Annotated in this window: 1 protein-coding gene; it reads right to left on the bottom strand. The window is 31.1% G+C overall.

What is annotated here, in order from left to right:
* Positions 1-65: 65 nt before the first annotated feature.
* Complete coding sequence (locus B371_RS0100105; RefSeq protein ID WP_019412347.1) at positions 66-416, bottom strand: helix-turn-helix transcriptional regulator; 351 nt, start codon at positions 414-416, stop codon at positions 66-68.
* Positions 417-637: the final 221 nt, after the last annotated feature.

Here is a 637-nt window from a genome sequence, read left to right as displayed (position 1 = left end):
ATTTAATATTGCAATTGAGGAATATTAATGATGCTAAAACAACTGATGTCAAACTAAACCCTCCATTATTCGCAAGTTATACGTAACCCTTGCTGTTCTAATTCTTTAATTTTTTGATCTTGATCAGGGATGAAATCTAGAAGATTTTGAACAAATTCATACGCTTCGTGCTGTCTATTCAACGAATAAAAGATCCATTGTCCTTTTCGATTCTCGTTCACTAAACCAACATCCTTCAGTTTTCGTAAGTGTTGACTTATTGATGACTGACTAACATTAAAAATGGCTACAAATTCACACACACAACATTCGTTTTTTTGTAGTAGTTTTAACATGGATAATCGAGTTTTATCACCCATCAACTTTAAAACAGAACTTGCTTTATCAAGATCAATCATTGTTTTTATATCTGTCATTTAGGTTTCTCCTTTCAATTAATTTAAAAAGTCTACATGGTACGAGATTAATTTAATAAACATGATAACTATATCATCATATGCTTATATGTTAATTAAATCAACGAATTCATTTTATTTTTTATAAATAGGCGTTAGCGGGATAAGAAAAACCGGGCAAAGTACGCCCGGTCCTTTAAACAAGAACATAGTATCGAATTTGGTTTCCGGTTATGATTTCC

This window comes from Paenisporosarcina sp. TG20, from assembly GCF_000286315.1.
GTDB lineage: Bacteria > Bacillota > Bacilli > Bacillales_A > Planococcaceae > Paenisporosarcina.
The sequence above is the reverse complement of the archived record's forward strand: the minus strand, read 5'-3'. Positions and strand labels throughout refer to the sequence as shown.

Excerpts from the sequence above, each read along its gene's own strand:
- B371_RS0100105 (WP_019412347.1), bottom strand. The coding sequence starts at position 416 with ATGACAGATATAAAAACAATGATTGATCTTGATAAAGCAAGTTCTGTT.